At 68.5% G+C, this 17,811-nt stretch carries 21 protein-coding genes; 9 read left to right on the forward strand and 12 right to left on the reverse strand.

Annotation, left to right across the window (positions count from 1 at the left end; genetic code table 11):
* Positions 1-31: 31 nt before the first annotated feature.
* The gene (locus tag ABZU46_RS07590; RefSeq protein ID WP_354855633.1) at positions 32-307 is read right to left on the reverse strand and encodes a hypothetical protein; all 276 of its coding nucleotides are present in this window, start codon (positions 305-307) and stop codon (positions 32-34) included.
* Between the two features lie 489 nt (positions 308-796).
* Between ABZU46_RS07590 and ABZU46_RS07595 the strand changes: the two genes are divergently transcribed.
* Positions 797-988, forward strand: coding sequence for a hypothetical protein (locus ABZU46_RS07595; protein ID WP_354855634.1), 192 nt, complete (start codon positions 797-799; stop codon positions 986-988).
* A gap of 71 nt (positions 989-1,059) precedes the next feature.
* Here ABZU46_RS07595 and ABZU46_RS07600 read toward each other — a convergent pair whose 3' ends face one another.
* The gene (locus ABZU46_RS07600) at positions 1,060-1,794 is read right to left on the reverse strand and encodes a cytidylate kinase family protein (protein ID WP_354855687.1); all 735 of its coding nucleotides are present in this window, start codon (positions 1,792-1,794) and stop codon (positions 1,060-1,062) included.
* Positions 1,795-1,873: 79 nt separating this feature from the next.
* Here ABZU46_RS07600 and ABZU46_RS07605 point away from each other — a divergent pair, with 79 nt between their 5' ends.
* Both ABZU46_RS07605 and ABZU46_RS07610 read left to right on the forward strand, forming a co-directional pair.
* Positions 1,874-2,734, forward strand: coding sequence for an oxygenase MpaB family protein (locus ABZU46_RS07605; RefSeq protein ID WP_354855635.1), 861 nt, complete (start codon positions 1,874-1,876; stop codon positions 2,732-2,734).
* 171 nt (positions 2,735-2,905) lie between these two features.
* Positions 2,906-4,753, forward strand: coding sequence for a glycoside hydrolase family 15 protein (locus ABZU46_RS07610; protein WP_354855636.1), 1,848 nt, complete (start codon positions 2,906-2,908; stop codon positions 4,751-4,753).
* A gap of 36 nt (positions 4,754-4,789) precedes the next feature.
* On the opposite strand, the gene ABZU46_RS07615 is transcribed toward ABZU46_RS07610, so the two are convergent.
* Genes ABZU46_RS07615 through ABZU46_RS07625 form a run of 3 tightly spaced genes read right to left on the reverse strand, consistent with a single transcriptional unit; the run spans position 4,790 to position 6,952 of the window.
* Positions 4,790-5,971, reverse strand: a complete 1,182-nt coding sequence (locus ABZU46_RS07615) for an aminotransferase class I/II-fold pyridoxal phosphate-dependent enzyme (protein WP_354855637.1) — start codon at positions 5,969-5,971, stop codon at positions 4,790-4,792.
* A gap of 58 nt (positions 5,972-6,029) precedes the next feature.
* Entirely contained in the window at positions 6,030-6,248 is a 219-nt protein-coding gene (locus ABZU46_RS07620; RefSeq protein WP_354855638.1) for an NAD(P)-binding domain-containing protein, read from the reverse strand.
* A gap of 5 nt (positions 6,249-6,253) precedes the next feature.
* Positions 6,254-6,952: an MBL fold metallo-hydrolase gene (locus tag ABZU46_RS07625; RefSeq protein WP_354855639.1), complete on the reverse strand. Its 699-nt coding sequence runs from the start codon at positions 6,950-6,952 to the stop codon at positions 6,254-6,256.
* 325 nt (positions 6,953-7,277) lie between these two features.
* Here ABZU46_RS07625 and ABZU46_RS07630 point away from each other — a divergent pair, with 325 nt between their 5' ends.
* Entirely contained in the window at positions 7,278-7,886 is a 609-nt protein-coding gene (locus tag ABZU46_RS07630) for a helix-turn-helix domain-containing protein (protein WP_354855640.1), read from the forward strand.
* Positions 7,887-8,045: 159 nt separating this feature from the next.
* On the opposite strand, the gene ABZU46_RS07635 is transcribed toward ABZU46_RS07630, so the two are convergent.
* The 7 genes from ABZU46_RS07635 to ABZU46_RS07665 all read right to left on the reverse strand — a co-directional run bounded on the left by ABZU46_RS07635 (position 8,046) and on the right by ABZU46_RS07665 (position 13,729).
* Entirely contained in the window at positions 8,046-9,485 is a 1,440-nt protein-coding gene (locus ABZU46_RS07635) for an NAD(P)/FAD-dependent oxidoreductase (protein WP_354855641.1), read from the reverse strand.
* A 1-nt stretch (position 9,486) separates the two neighbouring features.
* Positions 9,487-10,044: a hypothetical protein gene (locus ABZU46_RS07640; RefSeq protein ID WP_354855642.1), complete on the reverse strand. Its 558-nt coding sequence runs from the start codon at positions 10,042-10,044 to the stop codon at positions 9,487-9,489.
* Positions 10,045-10,119: 75 nt separating this feature from the next.
* Positions 10,120-10,419 (reverse strand): hypothetical protein, encoded by a 300-nt coding sequence (locus tag ABZU46_RS07645; RefSeq protein ID WP_354855643.1) that lies wholly within the window; start codon positions 10,417-10,419, stop codon positions 10,120-10,122.
* A gap of 343 nt (positions 10,420-10,762) precedes the next feature.
* Entirely contained in the window at positions 10,763-11,998 is a 1,236-nt protein-coding gene (locus tag ABZU46_RS07650) for a low temperature requirement protein A (RefSeq protein ID WP_354855644.1), read from the reverse strand.
* Positions 11,999-12,141: 143 nt separating this feature from the next.
* Positions 12,142-12,435, reverse strand: a complete 294-nt coding sequence (locus tag ABZU46_RS07655) for a DUF1330 domain-containing protein (protein ID WP_354855645.1) — start codon at positions 12,433-12,435, stop codon at positions 12,142-12,144.
* A 235-nt stretch (positions 12,436-12,670) separates the two neighbouring features.
* The gene (locus ABZU46_RS07660) at positions 12,671-13,021 is read right to left on the reverse strand and encodes a transposase family protein (RefSeq protein WP_354855646.1); all 351 of its coding nucleotides are present in this window, start codon (positions 13,019-13,021) and stop codon (positions 12,671-12,673) included.
* Between the two features lie 255 nt (positions 13,022-13,276).
* Positions 13,277-13,729 carry a VOC family protein gene (locus ABZU46_RS07665; RefSeq protein ID WP_354855647.1) on the reverse strand — a complete coding sequence of 151 codons (453 nt, stop codon included), beginning with the start codon at positions 13,727-13,729 and terminating at the stop codon, positions 13,277-13,279.
* A 281-nt stretch (positions 13,730-14,010) separates the two neighbouring features.
* On the opposite strand from ABZU46_RS07665, the gene ABZU46_RS07670 reads away from it, so the two are divergent.
* The 5 genes from ABZU46_RS07670 (at position 14,011) to ABZU46_RS07690 (ending at position 17,751) form a co-directional block, all read left to right on the forward strand.
* Positions 14,011-16,008: a UvrD-helicase domain-containing protein gene (locus ABZU46_RS07670; RefSeq protein ID WP_354855648.1), complete on the forward strand. Its 1,998-nt coding sequence runs from the start codon at positions 14,011-14,013 to the stop codon at positions 16,006-16,008.
* Positions 16,002-16,175 (forward strand): ATP-binding domain-containing protein, encoded by a 174-nt coding sequence (locus ABZU46_RS07675; RefSeq protein WP_354855649.1) that lies wholly within the window; start codon positions 16,002-16,004, stop codon positions 16,173-16,175. The genes ABZU46_RS07670 and ABZU46_RS07675 overlap by 7 nt, the downstream gene beginning before the upstream one ends.
* A 147-nt stretch (positions 16,176-16,322) precedes the next feature.
* The gene (locus ABZU46_RS07680; RefSeq protein ID WP_354855650.1) at positions 16,323-16,697 is read left to right on the forward strand and encodes a metalloregulator ArsR/SmtB family transcription factor; all 375 of its coding nucleotides are present in this window, start codon (positions 16,323-16,325) and stop codon (positions 16,695-16,697) included.
* The gene (locus ABZU46_RS07685) at positions 16,694-17,176 is read left to right on the forward strand and encodes an SRPBCC domain-containing protein (RefSeq protein WP_354855651.1); all 483 of its coding nucleotides are present in this window, start codon (positions 16,694-16,696) and stop codon (positions 17,174-17,176) included. The genes ABZU46_RS07680 and ABZU46_RS07685 overlap by 4 nt, the downstream gene beginning before the upstream one ends.
* An 11-nt stretch (positions 17,177-17,187) precedes the next feature.
* Positions 17,188-17,751: a dihydrofolate reductase family protein gene (locus ABZU46_RS07690; RefSeq protein ID WP_354855652.1), complete on the forward strand. Its 564-nt coding sequence runs from the start codon at positions 17,188-17,190 to the stop codon at positions 17,749-17,751.
* The last annotated feature ends 60 nt before the right edge of the window (positions 17,752-17,811 follow it).

Here is a 17,811-nt window from a genome sequence, read left to right on the forward strand (position 1 = left end):
GGACCTGTCCATCAACACCCGGCGATACGGCTCAGGCCGTAACGCGACGGCTGGGAACCCTTTTCCGCCCCGGTTGCCCGATCGTGACGGGTGCCGGGGCGGATCGCAGCCCCTCCTCCATGACGAAGATCGACCGTCGCGCCACCGCGTCGCCTCGATCGTCGAGCTGGTACCCGTCGAGCCAGACCCACCCGTCGTAGGTGATCCAATCGAGTACGCGGATCACGCGGAACCGGATGGGGCGGATGAACTGCACGCTGGCTTCTCGCCCCACGATCAACAAGTCGCCGGCCTTCATGCGAGCCATCCGAGGAACCTGCGGTATACAGCGTCGGTGGGAGCCCAGGACATGTCCTGCGCGGCTGCCACCAGGTGCGATCACATGTAAGTCCGGAGACCCACCGGCGACGCGGCGTACTCCCCCAGCAGTTCCACCCGGCGTATGGCACATGGCCAGGGGCGGTCACACGCCTCGCACAGCCACAGCGGGAGGACCGGTCCGTGCGCGGTCATCGGCTCTCACCTGGCCAGTGACCCCGGTTGGTCGGAACCTTGTGCCTGGCTCGACAGGGCAGCTCATTCCCGCACTTGCAGACGTTGCGCCACTTGATCCACGACCACACCGGCTTATGTCTGCGAGCCAGGGTCAGGGCAACGGCCGTCAGATATTCCGCAAAAGTGACGCGTCGGGTCATTCACCTATCGCATCACAAGGGGTTGTACGAGGGCGACCCCCAAAGGCGTTGTCCCACCCTGTATGGCCTCGTTCAATTCGCAGGGCTCATACCGTCAGATTGTGGAGCTGCTTGGGCTGGATGAGATCCGCGACTTGCTTGGCGGGATCAGCAAGCAGCGTGCCACGATCATCGTGGGACGCAAGGGATTCCCTGACCCCCTCGCCACCTTGAGCATGGGCCGCGTCTGGGATGGCAAGGCTGTTCGATCCTGGATCGCCAAGAACCGCCCCAGCCCGACGGACGAGGACTGACGCAAACTCGGGCCAGACCGGGGCACCTCTGTCAGATCACCAGCGGCTCGGCGCCGCCGCCGTCAAGTCAACTATCGGCGTGGTGCCGGCGTAGGACTTGACCGACTGTGCGGGCGCTCAGAGCGGCTCGCGAACCGGTCCAGCGTCTCCCAGACCGGCTGCCGGGGGTCGTCGTTGTGCACGATGATGTCGGCATGATCGGTCGGGCGGACCGTCGCGTTGTAGAGCTGCTGGGAGGGGATGTAACGCTCCCGCCAGCGCCGTTCGACGTCGGCCCGGGATGACACCCGGCTCTCTCGGACCACGGCACGATCCACCGTCGCCTCGAGCGCGACCGACACGAAGACGCGCAGGTCCCACCGGTCGATCAGTTCCGGGCGCATGAGGAAGACGCCGTCGAAGAGCAGCACCGCGTCGGTCGGGGCGGTCGTGACCGGCGGGGACACAACGATGTCGGTGGTGGGGTCGTAGACCGCGGGTCGGAAGCGTCGGTCTCCGTCCGGGCCGAGCGGATCCAGCAGAACCCGCTTCAGCGCCTCGTGGTCGTGGGTGTCGAAGTAGCAGCCTTCGGCCGAGTACTCGCCGCGCGGATAGCGCTGCGCCCTGGGGAAGAGGAAATCGTCGATAGTCGCGCGGATGACGTCGCGGCCCTGTGCGCGCAGGACGACGGCCAGTTCGTCGGCGAGGGTGGTCTTGCCGGCGGCGGGCGGTCCGTCGATGGCGACCCGCATCGGGTGTGCGACGGCGACGGATCCGACCGCTTCGGCCAGCCGGCCGAGCACCTCGTCACGGGCGCCGTGCGCCATGCCTGTCCCGCCCATCTGTGTTCCAAAATGGAGTGAGCTTACACTCACGTTCCGTGCCGATGTCTGGAGACGCCCGCTGATGAGAGGCCGCTACGACAACCTGAAGCGGACCCGCACGCTGGAACCGCAGCGTGACTACCTGGACATCTACCAGACCATGCTGCGCCGCGAGTTCCCCTGGGACATGAAGCTCGGGCTCAACCTCGCCTTCAACCGGTCCTTCTCCATCCCCGCCATCGCCGCCGTGCACACCGCCACCGGCGAGCTGACCGACCGCACCCAGAAGCGCATCGACGACACCGGCCTGTTGATGTACGAGATGGTGCTCAACGGCTTCGACCAACCCCGTGGCCGCGACGCGCTGCGGCGCGTCAACCAGATCCACCGCCCGTACGACATCGGCAACGACGACTTCCGCTACGTCCTCGGCTGCCTGGTCGTGATTCCGACGCGCTGGTTGCAGGAGTACGGCTGGCGCCCGCCCTGCTGCCACGAGCGGCAGGCGACGTATCTGTTCTACCAGGAGCTGGGCCGGCGGATGGGCATCACGGACATCCCCGGGTCGTACGCCGAGTTCGAGTCCTGGTTCGACGCGCACGACGAGGTTCACCTGCAGCCCAACGACGAGGCGGCGGCCATCGAGCGGGCGACCCGGATGTTGCTGCTCACGCGGCTCCCCCGGCTGCTCGCACCGCTGGGAGACGCGCTGGTCAGCGCCATGTACGACGCGCCGCTGCGACGCGCGACGCGGGTCGACGCGCCGCCGTGGCCAGTCCGGGCCGGCCTGCACGTGGCGCTGAAGACGCGCTCGCGGCTGCAGCGGTGGTGCGGGTCGCCACGGACGACACCGCTGTTCGCCGAGGGCATGAGAGCCAGGAGCTACCCCGACGGGTACGAGATCAGCCACCTCGGCCCGCACCACGACCCCGCCCCTGAGTAGCACGCCGCCGCCCAGGGGGTCAGGCCGCCCTGGCGAGAGGGGTGGCTTCCCGTGTCCCAGGGCCCGAGATCCCCTGCCCGCACGACAGGGTGGCTGAACGTGAATCTCGCCTGAGCCGACAGTTCTCCCCCTAGGTTCGATGCGCAGGACGCAGCCAAACCGGGGAGAGACGTGGACAGCTATCCGGCGATCGAGGATCACGGACTCATCGGCGACCTGCAGACCGCCGCGCTGGTGACGTGTGACGGCACGGTCGACTGGTTCTGCGCGCCGCGCTTCGACTCGCCGAGCATCTTCGCGGCCCTGCTGGACAAGGACAAGGGCGGCTACTTCCGCATCGCGCCACACGACGTCCGGTACGTCACCAAACAGCTCTACCTCCCCGGCACGCCCATCCTGATCACCCGGTTCATCAGCGCGGACGGCGTGGCCGAGGTGATGGACTTCATGCCGGTGACGGGCGAGCGGGTCACCGACGTGCACCGCCTGGTCCGCATCGTCACCATGGTCCGCGGCAGCATGCGCTTCCGCGTGGAGTGCCGGCCGCGATTCGACTACGCCCGGGAAGCGCATCAGCTGGAGCGCTACCGCAACGGCTACGTCTTTCGCAGCCGGTCGGCGACGCTGACGTTCAACCCGGTGGACCCCACTGGCCGGTTGATCTCCGAACGCGGCGAGATCCGCCTTGAGGGCGACGACCTCGTCGGGTACGGCACCCTGAACGAGGGCGACACCGGCGGCGTGGTCCTGGAGACCGCCGGCACCGAGCCGCGCGTCATCCCGGCGGAGGAGATCCAGGGCGTGTTCGAGTGGACCCGGGACTACTGGCGGCGCTGGGTCGAACGCTCCCGCTACACCGGCCGGTGGCGGGAGATGGTCGAGCGCTCCGCCATCACGCTGAAACTCATGACGTACGCCCCGACCGGCGCGATGATCGCCGCGCCCACGGCGGCGCTGCCCGAGCTGGTCGGCGGAACCCGCAACTGGGACTACCGCTACACCTGGGTACGCGACACGTCGTTCTCGGTGCACGCGCTGCTCGGGCTCGGTTTCACCGAGGAGGTCAGCCGGTACATGACGTGGCTGGACGAGCGGATCCGCGAAGCCGGCGACCACCAGGATCCCCTGAAGCTCATGTACCGCGTGGACGGCTCCTCCGACCTGCACGAGGAGGTGCTGGACCATCTGGAGGGCTACCGCGGCTCGCGGCCGGTGCGGATCGGCAACGGCGCCGCCGACCAGCTTCAGCTCGACATCCACGGCGAGGCGCTCTACGCCATGCACCTCGCCGACGAACAGGGCATCCGCGTCTCGCACCAGGTGTGGAAGAGCACCGTCCGGCTCGTCGACTGGCTCTGCCACAACTGGGATCAGCGCGACGCCGGCATCTGGGAGAGCCGCCACCACCCCCGCAACTACACCTTCGGGCGGGTGATGTCCTGGGTGGCGCTGGACCGGGCCATCCGGCTCGCCACCCGCACCGGCCGGCCCGGGGACATGACCTGCTGGACCGAGCAGCGCAACCGGATCTACGACCAGGTCATGGCCCGCGGATACAACCGGGAGCGCGGCACCTTCGTGCAGGCGTACGACGAGAGCGTGCTGGACGCGGCGCTGCTCGCCATGCCCTCCGTCGGTTTCGTCACGCCGAGCGACCCACTGTGGCAGTCCACCCTGGAGGCGATCGAACGCGAGCTGGTCTCCGACAGCCTGGTCCACCGGTACGACCCGGTCCACTCCCCCGACGGTCTCCCCGGCCATGAGGGCACCTTCAACATGTGCACCTTCTGGTACGTCGAGGCGCTGGCCCGGTCCGGTCGCCTCGACGACGCCCGACTCACGTTCGAGAAGATGTTCACCTTCAGCAACCACCTCGGCCTCTACGCCGAGGAGATCGCCGTGACCGGGGAGCAGATCGGCAACTACCCCCAGGCGTTCAGCCACCTGTCGCTGATCAACTCCGCGCTGACACTCAACGACCTGCTCGACACCGAGGCCGAGGCCCGCAACCGCCGGTAGCACGGGCACCCTCCGGTCGGCCGCGTCGCGGGTGGCCTATCCCGCGACGGCGAGGGCCATTCGGCGTACCGCCTCGGTGATCAACTCCGGCGCGGTGGCCAGATTCAGCCGGACGTGACCGCCGCCCCCGGTGCCGAAGGCCGTACCGGAGTTGAGCGCCACCCGGCCGCGGTCGAGGAACACGGCCGCGGGGTCGTCACCGAGGCCCAGCGCGCGGCAGTCGAGCCAGGCGAGATAGGTGGCCTGACCGGGCTCGTAGCCGATGGCGGGCAGATGCTCGGCGAGCAGCGCCGCGAGGAGCCGACGGTTGTCGTCCAGGCCGGTCAACAGGGCGTCGAGCCACTCGCCGCCGTCGCGGAAGGCGGCGGTGTGGGCGATCACGCCGAGGTGGCTGGTGCTGACACTGGCCCCGAACGGAACGCGGGCGACGTCTCCCGCCGCGGCGGGGCCGGCGATCAGCAGCGCACCGCGCAGGCCGGCAAGGTTCCACCCCTTGGAGGCGGACATCAGCGACAGGCCGTTCTCGGCACCCGGCACCGACAGGTACGGCACGAAGCGCGCTCCCCCGAGCACCACCGGAGCGTGGATCTCGTCGGCGATCACCCGCACCCCGTGCCGCTCGGCCAGGTGGGCGACGGCGGCCAACTCGTCCGCGGTGTGCAGGACGCCGGTCGGGTTGTGCGGGCTGCACAGCAGGTACGCCGCCGGCCGCCCACCGGAACGAGCCTGCCGGAACGCGTCCTGAAGCGTGCCGAGGTCGATCCGCAGGTCCCCGCCGAGCGGTGCCTCCACGATCCGGCGGCCGGCGTGCGCCACGAACTCGTAGAACGGTGGGTAGACCGGGCAGTTGACGACCACCGCGTCCCCCGGCTCGGTGACCAACCCCAACGCCTCGACGACGCCGTGCATCACGTCGGGCACCAGCGCCGTACGTTCCACCGCCAGCCCGTCCCAACCCCACCGCCGCCGGGCGAACTCCGCCAGCGCCTGCGGGTACGCCGTGCCGGCGGTGTAACCGGTGTCGCCGCGCGCGACAGCGTCGGTGATCGCGGTGGCGACCGGCTCGGCCAACGGCACGTCCATCTCGGCCACCCAGAGCGGCAGCACGTCGTCGGGGTACTCCCGCCACTTGAGGCTCGTCCGTTGCCGGAGCTGGTCGATCGTGAACTGACGAAGGGGATTCACCGCGTCGCGCGGAGGGTTCAGCACGCCACTCATGGCCAAAGCCTATTCGGCGAGCCCGCAGCGCGCCGGACCCCTTTCACGGTGCGACGAACTACGCGCTGTCGCGCCCTCGACCTCGGATGACCGTCCCAGCCGCGCCGAACACTCCCGGAAGGTCGTCGGCCGCGCGCGCTCCGGCGGCGACGAGCTCCGCGACGGGCCCGGGCGTACGTGCCCAGACGACCACGTCGACGCCCGCGTTGACGAGGTTCGTCGCCATGGGCACGCCCATGATGCCGAGCCCGATGAATCCCACCGTACGAGCACTCATCCCGGCTACCTGCTTCCGGTCGTCACCGGATCTGGTGTGCCGAGCAGGACGGTGAGGCCTTCTTCGGCCGCCAGCACAGGCCCGTCGAACTCCAGCTGTGCGGCGGCCACTGCGGCTGCCCGGTCGTTGCCCGGCCAGAAGTGGGTGAGCAGCAGGCAGCGGGCGCCCGCCCGGCGAGCCCAGTGACCGGCCTCGGTGGAGGTCATCAGATGGCGGGTGGGTCGGTCGGTCTCGCCGTCGCGGTCGGTGGCCTCGACGATGAACAGATCGGCGTCGCGGCCGAGCTCGGCCAGCACGGGGGTCGGGCCGGTGTCCCCGGAGTAGGCCACCGCTGTCCCGTCGGCCTCGATCCGAATGCCCGCGTTGGGCACGTGGTGCGGAAGGGACAGTCCGGTCAGGTCGAAGGGTCCCACCCGGTAGGTGCCGGGCAGCGGATGCACGTCGAAGACCGCGTGGAGGTCGACGTCCGGCTCCAGGCCGCTGATCCGGTCGAGCACGCCCGGCGGGCAGTACAACGCCAGCCGTGGTTCAGCAGAGGATCCGTAGAACCGCATCCGGAACAGTCCGTGCAGGTCGACGCAGTGATCGGGGTGCTCATGGGTGATGACGACAGCGTCGACCGCACCGTCTGGCCAGTGCCCGAGCAGCCGCGGCAGCGTGGCGTAGCCCAGGTCGAGCACCAGGCGGTAGCCGTCCCAGTCCACCGCGAAACCGCTACAGGCACGGCCCGGCTCGGGAAGGCGCCAGAACTGCCCAGCACGGTGACCCGTCGCATCCGCACAGAGTGCCAGACCGCCAGCCACGAGAGGCCTCACCACCCACCGCCTGTGATACGCAGACCGGGCCGACAAGGACGGTCAGCGGAGCATTTCCCCGGCAATACGCATCAGCCCGCGATCCCGGCTCCGGCTTGCCGCATCCAGAATCCCGCATCGACGAGGGCGCCGTCAGTGGGATCGACGAACGGAGGGCCTCGTCCAATATCGCAGGCACAGATCAGACCGAACGTTCTGTCGCTAAGATGGTGGGATGACGCGCGACGAACCCGATGCCCGGCCCTCTGAGGCACGGCTCAGGCTTCTCCGCACGGCGATCAGAATCTTCTACGCGGAGGGCATTCACTCCGTCGGCGTCGACCGGATCATCGCCGAGGCGAAGGTGACCAGGGCCACGTTCTACCGGCACTTCCCCAGCAAGGACGACCTCATCCTGGCCTACCTACGTAAGGTGCATCAGCTGGAGCGCGGCATGGTCGACGAGGCCATCGCCGCCAACCGATCGCCGGTCGATCCACTCCTGGCCATCGCGGGTTCCATCGCTCAGAACATCCAGTCCCCCGGGTTCCGCGGGTGCGCCTTTCTGAACGCCGCAGCGGAATACCCCGACACGAACCATCCCGTGCACCAAGAACTCACGGCCCACCGGCAATGGTTCCTGGACACCATCACCATGCTCATGGCACAGGTCCACGAAGAAACGGCGGATCCCGCGGCACGCCACTTCGTCATGCTCCGGGACGGCGCCATGGCAGCCGGATGCCTTTCCGACCCCACGTTGGTGTCCGAGACCTTCCTGCGCGGTGTCGAAGGACTCCTCAGGATCAACTCGGAGCGTCAGTCGGCAGAGTCGGCCCGCTAGTCCTCGCGCGACCGTTGCCGCACGACGTCGAGCTGGGCCACCCCCGGTGAGGGGATGACCCAGCTCCTTTCGTGTTGCCACCACCGGTTGAGCCCGTTCGTGAGCCTCGTCGCAACGGGTGCCCGGCCGGCGGTGGCGAGCACGGCCGAACGGCTCGGGTCAGCGGCCGTACGCCTCGAGCAGACGTAGCCAGACCTCGCTGACGGTCGGGTACGCGGGAACGGCGTGCCACAGCCGCTCCAGGGGGACCTCACCGACGACGGCGATCGTCGCGGCATGGAGCAGTTCCGCGACGTCCGGGCCGACGAGGGTGAAGCCGACGATGACCCGCCGGTCCTCGTCCACGACCATCCGGGCATGCCCCTGGTAGCCGTCGGCATGCAGCGCGGACCCGGCGACGGCGGCCAGGTCGTAGTCGACGACCCGGGTCCGCAGCCCGGCGGCCTCGGCGGCGGCTGCGGTCAGCCCCACCGACGCGACCTCCGGGTCGGTGAAGACGACCTGCGGCACGGCGCGCGCGTCGGCGGTGGCGACGTGCCGACCCCACGGGCGTTCGTCTGGCGCTTCGCCCCTGGCCCGCGCCACGATCACGTCGCCCACCGCTCGAGCCTGGTACTTGCCCTGGTGGGTCAGGAGCACCCGCCGGTTGACGTCCCCGGCCGCGTACAGCCATCCGTCGCCGATCAACGCGCCGGCACCGTCGACCACTCGCAGGGTGTCGTCGACCGTGAGCCAGGCGCCCGGCTTCAGGCCGATCCGGTCGAGGCCGACGTCGTGCGTGTTCGGCGTACGGCCGATCGCAACGAGGATTTCGTCGGCCTCGACCTGGTCGCCGTCGGTGAGCGTGATGTGCACCGTGCCGTCGCCGTCGCGGCTCACCGAGGTGGCCTCGGCACCGAGTTGGACGGACACGCCGGCTTCTCGCAGGGACTGCGTGACCCGCTCGCCGACGAACGGCTCCGCCAGCGTGAGCACTCCGTCCCGCGCGAGGACCGTCACCGACGATCCGAGGCCGGCGTACGCCGTCGCCATCTCCGCGGCCACCACGCCACCACCGATGATGGCGAGCCGGCCGGGAACCTCGCTCGCGGCGGCGGCCTCACGGCTGGTCCACGGCGCCGCCTCATGCAGGCCGGCGATGTCCGGCACCAGCGCGCTACTTCCGGTCGCGATGACGACCGCGTGTCGGGCGGTGAGCGAGGTCGGGGCGCCGTCCGCGCCGGTCACCTCGACGAACCGGTCGGAGCTGATCCGCCCCTGGCCCCGATACAGCGCGATCCCCGCCGAATTCAGCCAGGACACCTGGCCGTCGTCCTTCCAGTGCGAGGCGAAGGAGTCCCGGCGGCGCAGCACGGCCGCCGCGTCCAGATCGCCGGTCACCGCCTCGCGCGCTCCGGGCAGCTGACGAGCCGCCCGGAGCGCCGTCTGGCTGCGCAGCAACGCCTTGGTCGGCATGCAGGCCCAGTACGAGCACTCACCACCCACCAGTTCCCGCTCGACGATCGCGGCGGTCAGGCCGCCCCGCACGACGCGGTCGGCGACGTTCTCCCCCACCGGCCCCGCGCCGATGACAATGACGTCGTACGTGGCGTTCTGCACGTCAGTTCCCCTTCGCGGCGCGGCCGAGGCGGATGGCTGCGATGAGGAAGAAGATAGCGCCGGGGATGGCGTAGCCGATCGCGTTGGTCAGCGCCGGGTTGTCCGCGGAGGCAGCCGCGAAGAACGATCCACCGGCAATGACGGAGATGCCACCGCTAATGATCATCGGCCACTGGCCACCCATCTTGCGGCGGGTGACGCCCACGATCAGCTGAACCAGCCCGGCCACGACCGCCCAGGCGCCCCAGACACGCAGGACCGCCGGGATGCCGGACGCGCCGGCGATGCCCAGGCCCACCGCGGCGAGCAGGCTGATCGCGACGTTCACGTACAGCAGGGTGGGCGATCCGGTGGCCCGCGACGCGCGGACATCGACGATGGCGGCGGCCACGTCGAACAGCGGGTAGAGCACGAGCAGCGCGACGGTGAGGGGGTTGAGGTGCTGGGCGAGTGGAAACGTCACGGCAGCCCAGACGATTGCGAAGGCGAAGCGGCCGAAATACAACCGCCGCAAGACAGCGGCCGTCGTCGAGATGCCGGGAACGGCAAGGGTGGTCATGGTCATCCTCTCGGTGATTCCGGAGCGGAGGGACGCCCAGCGGGTGCGGGCCACCGCCGGGACAAGACGGCGGTGCTACTCGATGTTGGAGAACAGCCCCGTGATCTCCACCTGAGCGCCCTGGAGCCCACCGAAGACGGCGCCGGCAGCGGGCGTCGCGACCGCGGCGGAGGCGTCCTCGTAGCTGGTGAAGTACAGGTCGAGCGTCCGGTACGCGGGAGTAGGCGTGCCGTCCTCCTTCGGCCACACCTTGGCTGACTCGACCCGCTGAACCTTCGGGAATGTCTCCGCGGCCCGACGCACGTCGGCGTAGACCTTCTCGAACTCGGCAGGGTCGGCGGGATTACCGATAACGAGGGTGATCTTGGTAGGCATGGCGCTCTCCTTCAGGGACAGCCGCGCACCCGGCTGCGCCAGGTGGAACGAACGTTCTGTCCCTGAGAACCGTACCGACCGACACTTCTGCCGTCAAGACCGACCGTTCTATCTGGCCACTATTGATCGAGTGGGGCTCGCCACTACCCGTGACAGCAGCGCAGGTGCGGCATCCGCGCCCGGTGCGTGCCACGCCGGGCGATTACCCGGCGACACGGGTCATCGCGGCGATCGACCGCCTCGCCTCCGCTTCGGCCGTGGCGGTGTTGGACACGGAGATCGCGTCAGCCGCCGTCCTCGCCACGTGGTTCCGCCCGCGCAGCAGGTGCGCAGGACCGCCGCGTCACGCCTCGGAGTCGCGATCTCCGGACGTCTCCCGTCCGATCGGCGAGGCGGGACCCTCCAGCGGCTGCCCCCGGCTTCGCAGCGCGTCGAGTAGCGCGACCAGGGCCAGCACTCCGGTCACCACGCTCAGCCCGGCCATCGGCGTCCAACGGGCCAACGCCGGCGTGAACAGCAGCAGGGCCACCAAGCCGATCATGGGGGGTCGGGAAACCCGGCCGAAGATCTCGTACTCCAGCCGCATACGGGCGACGAGGAAGAGCATCGGACCGCCCACCACGAACAGCAGCCAACTGGGCCGCGGCTGCCCGAACGGATGATCGATCACCAGCTCGTAGCCGACCGCCGTGACGAGCACGCTTAGCACGATCAACAGATGCGTCCGTTCCAACACCGCGCCCAGCCGGCCCGGCATACCCGCTCGGCCGAACGCCTGCGTCAACAGCAAACCGGCGCGGTAGAAGTAGATCCGCCAGAGCAGCGCGCTGGTGACGAACGCGACCGCGAAGGCGGCGGCCCGCTCCGCGGAATAGTCCGCGCCGCTGAAGACCACGCCGATAACCAGAATCGACTCACCGAGTGCGATGAGAAACATCTGTTGATAACGGTCCGCGAGATGGGTCCCCTCGATCCGCCACCGACCTACTTTCGACACCCCGAGCCACGGCAGCGGCCAGCCCAGGGCCCAGGCGAGGTAGTCGACGGCGAGTGCGGCAGCCCACAGCGGCAGGCGGAGTCGGTCCGGGCCCAGCGCGCCGGCCAGCCACAGCGGCGCGCTCGCCGAGGCCCACACGGCAAGTCGGATCGGCACCAGTCGTCGCGGGTGGCCACGCAGCGCGGCGGCGATCACCACTGGCCGCACCACCATCACCATCAGGTACGCGGCCGTGAACGGCAGCGCTCGCTCCTCCATGGCGCGTGGCAACGTCACCGCCATGATCAGGCCGGCGAACATGGTGCCGACCACGACGGCTTGAATGATCGGCTGCTCTGGTTCGTAGCGACTGGTGATCCATGCGGTGTGCGACCAGACCAGCCAGAGCGCCAGAAAGAGCAGCAGGGTACGTCCGAACCCGGTGACGAGCGCCCAGCCAGTGTCATCGCTCAAGGTGGCGAATCGTTGCGAGACCCGGGTGAGGGCAACGACGAAGGCCAGATCGAAGAACAGCTCCAGGAAAGTGGCACGGCCCGAACTGGTGGGAGGGCGCAGCAGCTCGGCACCCCGCCCCGCCGCCATCGTCCGCCTCCGTCCGCCCCGTGTCACCAACGAGCCGGTCGCCAGAGGAGTTGCGTCAGCCCTCATCCCGCCGCAACGACGCCTGGCAAGCGCAGGAGTCGTTCAGAAAGGTGAAATCGCTGGCGTTGGCGCGGTCGCCCCGGTCAGTCGATGCCTTCGATGATGCGGAAGTCGCGCTCGACGCCGTCGGAGAGGGCGACCAGCGCCTCCTGGTAGGCCTCGCTCTCGTGTGCCGCGACGGCCTGTTCGAAGCTGTCGAACTCGATCAGGACGGTGCGCTCGGCGATTCCGGCGTCGTGTGCGACGACTCGACCGCCGCGGGAGAGGACCCGCCCGCCCCCGGCCTGGACGGCTGGAGCGGCCAGCTTGTTGTAGGCAGTCAGCTTCTCAGGGTCTGAAATGGTGCGGTAGGCACTGACCCAGTAGCCCTTGGCCACGGAACCTCCAGTGTTCTTTCCACGATCGGCTGACGGGCTTGACCCGTTTCGAGGGACAGGGGCGCTGCGGTGTCAGGCTACCCGCCGGGCCGTACCGAGTGGGTCGCGGTGGCTACACAGGCCGCTGGCTGAGGTAGCCCAGGCTGCGGCCGAAGGCGTCCGTGCCGTAAAACTCCTGCGAGATCAGATGACCCTCGGACTGTCAATGAACGAATCGAGATTGATTGAGGTGATCTCAGCGGGAATCGGGCAGGTATCGGTGTTCGAAATGGGTCAATACGAGGCTGGCGCGGACGATGTCGCCGACGTCGAGGATCACGTGGGACCAGCCCTCGTCCGCGACCCGCCGCAGGGCGGTGTGTAGGTCCGGGGCCTGAGCGGACAGGACCGTGATGGCCTCGGTGATGTAGCGGTACGCCGTGGCCCTCGACACGGCGAATCCAGCGCCGAGCAGGGTCTTGTCCCCGCCTTTGCGGAACCAGACCAGCACCATCAGCGCCTGACGAAAGCAGGTCAGCGCCCTGGTGCTCTTTCGGGTGCCGCGGGCGCGGCGTTCGGTGGCCAGCAGCCGGGCAAGGTGGTGCACGAGTTCCCTTGGGGACGTCGAGCATGGCACGATAAGCGATCACGTGGAGTCCTGACTGGTGAAGTACATTTTGGCAGATCTTCTTCTACCGAGGACTCCACGCCGAGTCCAGCACCGTCCGCTCTGGACGGTTGGGTCCGTGTCGACCCATTTCCGGACTCCAGCTCCGGCATTGACACTTCGCTAAAGAGCTGGCCAGATCGCAGGCCATGCCGCCGTACGCGATCCTGCGTCGCATTCGAAGGGCCGGCCCAATCAGCGTGGGAACGGACCCAGAGGTGACTTGTCGCCTACTGACCACTTGTGACCGAACGGGTCCGTGAAGCCACCTTGACGGTGCGTCCCCCAGGGCACGTGGTGATCCTCGATTCCCGCTCCGGCGATCGCGCCCGCGGCCACGGCGCGCTCGATGAAGGTGTCGGGATCATCGCCGAACACCTCAATGCGGGTGCTCGTGACCCCCGCCTGGCCGGGACTGGTCTCTGTGGGGTTCTCGGGATTGACCTCATGGAGGAAGAAGGCCGCGCCACTGATCTCAAGGCCGGCGACGCCACCAAGGTTCCACAGCTCTGTCGCGCCCAGCGCAGCCTTGTACCAGGCGACCGCAGCGTCAGCATCCGGGACGATCAGCATCACAGAGATCACTGATGGCGAAGCGGACACCGTGTCGCCGGACGGCACGGAACGATCTCTCAGTTCCTCAGTCATACCCACAGCATGCCCGATGTCACCAGCAGCGTCTCTCCAGTCCGGCCCACGGCCAGACTCCACCAGCCCCGAAGACGAGCAGCTCGCGAAGCGTCAGTGCCGTCCAACCCTTTGCTGAGATCACTTCATTGAGGGCACACGCGAACCCGAACTGCAAGGTATTGAGATTCCCCTCCCTGCCGGCGGATTTCCTGGCCGATGACGGAAACACAAACCTATGCTTGCCGCCGACCGCACTGCGGCTCGTCCGGGCCGAGGGACACCCATACAAGGACTTGCGAATGCGCCGGAAGTCTGCTCTGAACAACGGCACTGCTGGCGTCAGCGAACCACCGACCTCTACCGCTGAGGGCGTCGCGCGCCGATCCGCGATAGCCGAGGAACAGGCGTTTCTCGACGTGGCCACGGCCCGGCGCGACAAGCTGGTCGACCAGCTACAGGTCGAGCTTTCGTCGGAGGCGCTGGACGCGTTGACGCTGGCCCGGCAGCGCATGCTCCGCCAGCAGTACGACGAGCTCCAGCGAGCAGAGGAAGGGCTGGTCTTCGGCCGCCTCGACGGTCTTGACGGCACCGTACGCCACGTCGGCCGTGTCGGTCTCCGCGACGACGGCGAGGGCAGCGAGCCAGTGCTGGTGGACTGGCGCGCTCCCGCAGCTCGGCCGTTCTACACCGCGACGGCTGTCGACCCACAGGGTCAGGCACGGCGCCGACACATCCGTACGACGGGATCGGTCGTCGTCGGCGTGGACGACGAGCCTCTGGACGGAACCACGACGGCGGAACTCGTCGGCGAAGGCGCTCTCCTGGCCGCCCTCGACCAGCGGCGCACCGGCCGCATGTCGACAGCGATCTCCACGCTGCAACGCGAACAGGACGACATCATCCGGGCGGAGGCGACCGGCCCACTGATCGTTCAGGGCGGTCCCGGCACCGGCAAGACCGTTGTCGCCCTGCACCGCGTCGCGTACCTGCTGTTCACCCACCGCAAGATGGCCGACCAGGCGGTCCTGGTTCTGGGCCCCTCGCCGCGGTTCCTCAAGTACATCGCCCAGGTGCTACCCGCGCTCGGTGAGACCGACGTCGTCTCGGCGACCTGCGACACCCTGCTGACCGACGTTCAGGTGGGCCGCGACGAGAGCTGGCCTCTCGCCGAGATCAAGGGCCGCGCCCTCTGGCAGCCCGCGCTCGAAAACTACGTCACGTCGCTGCTTCCCCGGCCCCGCGAGCTGAAGCTGCGCTGGGAGGGCGAGTTCTACGTCATCGCAGCCACAACTGTGGCGCACGCCCTCGCCTCGGCGGTGCAGGGACGCCCCTACCACCGCGCCCGCGCGCCGTTCGCCGAGCAGTTGCATCACCTACTCGCCGATGTCGTCGCCGAGCAGCGCGAGGCGCTGATGGACGAGATGGAGGAGGGCTTCGAGGACATCCTCGCTCGCGTCGACAGGGACATGGGGCAGGACCACCACTCCGCCTGGACGTCCACCGGAAGTGACATCGACGGGTTGCTCTCCGAGGAGGAGACCGAACAGTTGCGATGTCGTATCGCCGAGGACGCCACCATCGCCCGGTTCATCGAGGCATGGTGGCCCACCCTCGACCCGGAAACCCTGCTGGGTGATCTCCTGACCGACCGCACCCTGCTGGCCCGGTTCGCCCCGCAGCTGTCCACCGAGGAGATCACCGCCGTCGCGGCCGAGCCCGCCGGATGGGCATCAAGCGACATTCCCCTGCTCGACACCATTGCCGACCTGCTCGGCGAGGTCGACGCCCCGCAACCACAGGGCGAGTTCGTTGCCGACCGCGCTCGCCGGCAGCGTGGCTGGGTGTACGGCCACGTCGTCATCGACGAGGCGCAGGAGCTGTCCGAGATGCAGTGGCAGATGGTTCTGCGGCGCTGTCCCAGCCGCTCCATCACCGCCGTCGGTGACATCGACCAGGCGGAGGCAGCCCACCGGCACACCAGCTGGGCACAAGCGGTGCGGGCCGTTTTCGGAGACCGCTGGACCGCCGCGGAACTCACCATCTGCTACCGGACCCCGCGCGAGGTCATGGACCTCACCGAAGCAGTCTTGAAGAAGGCTGGCAGCCACAACACGCCGCCACGGGCGGTACGCTCCTCCGGCATCGCCCCCTGGGAACTCACGATCGCACCCGCTGAGCTTGCTGGTGCTGCCGCCGAAGCAGTGTGGCAGCTGCAGCAGCGGTGGCACGGCGGCACGGCGGCACGGTCGGCGTCATCGCTCCCGCCGACCGCATCGCCGAACTCCTGGCCGTGCTGAGTGATGTGCCAGTGCTCACCGCGACCCAGTCCAAGGGATTGGAATGGGACGCGACGCTCCTCATTGACCCCCAGGGCATCGCCGCTGAGCCGCGCGGTTGGAACGGCCTCTACGTCGCGCTCACCCGATGCACCCAGGAACTCGGACAGCTGATCCTCACGCAGTAGTCGCCACCCCTACTGAAGGGGCTGTCCGCGTCCGGCGTACGTCAGCGCTGGTGGCGGGAGCCGAGCCGGCCCAGGCGAACGAATCCGTTGACAACATCATCGGCACCTCAATACGCTTAACAGCTTCGTTAAGCGAAGGGGGTTCAGGTGGCTGGCACCGACCAGCTCAGCGCGGTGTTCTCGGCGCTCGCCGACCCGACTCGACGGGCAATCCTCGCCGAGCTGGCCGAACGCGACGCCACGGTCACCGATCTGACCGCGTCTTTCTCCATCTCGATGCCAGCGGTGTCACGGCACCTGAAGGTGCTCGAACGCGCCGCGCTCATCTCGCGATCGCGGTCGGGCAAGTGGCGCGAGAGCCGCCTCGAGGCGGCCCCGCTGCGCGAGGCGGCCGACTGGATCGAGCACTACCGGCGGTTCTGGGACTCGTCCCTCACCCGCCTCGATGCCCACCTTGCCGCGGTGCAGGCCGCCGGACGGGCAACGGATCAGATGGCCGACGACACCCGGGAGCTCGAATGAACGCCGAAACTCCGCAGCTCGTCATCTCTCGCGTGTTCGACGCGCCACGGGAGCTCGTCTACCAAGCCTTCATCGACCCTGACCACCTGGCGGCGTGGTGGGGCCCGATCGGCAACTCACTGCCGCGCGACGAGATCGAGTTCGACGTACGCCCCGGGGGCTTTCAACGGTGGACGGAGGTCAATGCGGCCACACCCGACCTTCGCGTGCACGTCCACGTCGACCTCACCGACGTCGCCGACGGCGAACTGCTCGAAGGCGTCATGCACGTCAGTGGCCGGCTGCAGGAGGGCATCGAGCCGTTCGAGACGAGGTTGCGGGTCGAGTTCCACGACGAATCCGACGGGCGGACGCGACTGGAGATCCGCCAGTGGCTGCCCGAGCACCTGACACAGCCCAGCGAGGAGGGTTGGCGCCAGGCGTTCACCAAGCTGGACGCCGCGTTGGCGAATCTCCAGGTCCTTGCAGCTGATCATTGAGGGGTAGAGGCATGGCGAAGCTGATCTACGTGAACAACGTATCGCTTGACGGCTACATCGAGGACGAAAGCGGCGCGTTCAACTGGTTGCCGATGGACGATGAGCTATTCGTGCTCTACACCGACCTCCTGCGGTCCGTGGGCACGTTCCTCTACGGCCGGCGCCTGTACGAATCGATGGCCCACTGGGAGACCAACCCGGCTCTGGCCGCGCAGTCTGACCTCACGGCCGACTTCGCGAGCGTCTGGAAGGCGGCGAACAAAGTCGTCTACTCGACGACCCTCGCCGCGGTGTCAACTGCCGACACCCGACTCGAACGCCGTTTCGACCCCGCCGCGGTACACGAACTGAAGGCGACGGCCAGCAGCGATCTCACCGTAGGAGGTGCCAACCTCGCGGCGCAGGCTTTCAAGGCCGGGCTGGTCGACGAGTGCCAGCTGTTCATCTGGCCCGTTGTCGTCGGCGGGGGCAAGCCAGGGCTGCCGACCGGCACACGCACCGACCTTGAGCTGATCGATCAGCGCCGATTCCGAAACGGCGTCGTACACCTCCGCTACCGCCCTCTCGGGCAGTGAACGACAGCCCTGCCCGATCGCCGGCGCTGGCATCACCGGCGGAGCGCTGACGACCGGTTC

The organism is Micromonospora sp. NPDC005197, from assembly GCF_040608295.1.
Classification (GTDB): Bacteria; Actinomycetota; Actinomycetes; order Mycobacteriales; family Micromonosporaceae; genus Micromonospora.

Coding starts and splice junctions, on each gene's coding strand:
- ABZU46_RS07590 (WP_354855633.1), bottom strand. CDS start 307: ATGGCTCGCATGAAGGCCGGCGACTTGTTGATCGTGGGGCGAGAAGCC.
- ABZU46_RS07600 (WP_354855687.1), bottom strand. CDS start 1,794: ATGGCGCACGGCGCCCGTGACGAGGTGCTCGGCCGGCTGGCCGAAGCG.
- ABZU46_RS07605 (WP_354855635.1), top strand. CDS start 1,874: ATGAGAGGCCGCTACGACAACCTGAAGCGGACCCGCACGCTGGAACCG.
- ABZU46_RS07615 (WP_354855637.1), bottom strand. CDS start 5,971: ATGAGTGGCGTGCTGAACCCTCCGCGCGACGCGGTGAATCCCCTTCGT.
- ABZU46_RS07620 (WP_354855638.1), bottom strand. CDS start 6,248: ATGAGTGCTCGTACGGTGGGATTCATCGGGCTCGGCATCATGGGCGTG.
- ABZU46_RS07630 (WP_354855640.1), top strand. CDS start 7,278: ATGACGCGCGACGAACCCGATGCCCGGCCCTCTGAGGCACGGCTCAGG.
- ABZU46_RS07640 (WP_354855642.1), bottom strand. CDS start 10,044: ATGACCACCCTTGCCGTTCCCGGCATCTCGACGACGGCCGCTGTCTTG.
- ABZU46_RS07645 (WP_354855643.1), bottom strand. CDS start 10,419: ATGCCTACCAAGATCACCCTCGTTATCGGTAATCCCGCCGACCCTGCC.
- ABZU46_RS07650 (WP_354855644.1), bottom strand. CDS start 11,998: ATGGCGGCGGGGCGGGGTGCCGAGCTGCTGCGCCCTCCCACCAGTTCG.
- ABZU46_RS07665 (WP_354855647.1), bottom strand. CDS start 13,729: ATGACTGAGGAACTGAGAGATCGTTCCGTGCCGTCCGGCGACACGGTG.
- ABZU46_RS07670 (WP_354855648.1), top strand. CDS start 14,011: ATGCGCCGGAAGTCTGCTCTGAACAACGGCACTGCTGGCGTCAGCGAA.
- ABZU46_RS07685 (WP_354855651.1), top strand. CDS start 16,694: ATGAACGCCGAAACTCCGCAGCTCGTCATCTCTCGCGTGTTCGACGCG.
- ABZU46_RS07690 (WP_354855652.1), top strand. CDS start 17,188: ATGGCGAAGCTGATCTACGTGAACAACGTATCGCTTGACGGCTACATC.